Genomic DNA, 250 nt, shown 5'->3' on the forward strand with positions numbered 1-250 from the left:
TAAGAATTGCCGGTATGTATAAAGGTAGGCCAAGAAATACAATTCCAGACGGAGTGTATGACTTAGTTAGAGACGAAGTGAATTATAGAAAGGATAATTTCAAAATTGGTCCTTTCAATATCAGAATTCCTATACCTACAGGGCTTAATACAAAAAGATATTCTGGTGTACAATATGCAGAAGTGAAAGCGATGGATGGCACATTGTATAGTAGTTCTAATCAAGGTCAATTGTCCGCTATGATTACTTC

At 35.6% G+C, this 250-nt stretch carries 1 protein-coding gene; it reads left to right on the forward strand.

Translation table 11 applies throughout. From position 1 onward, the window contains the following. Positions 1–250: hypothetical protein (locus SB724_RS21210; protein ID WP_410572978.1), on the forward strand; the 250-nt coding region annotated here is incomplete at both ends.

It is taken from the genome of Bacillus sp. SIMBA_031, assembly GCF_046535225.1.
Lineage (GTDB): Bacteria > Bacillota > Bacilli > Bacillales > Bacillaceae > Bacillus > Bacillus velezensis.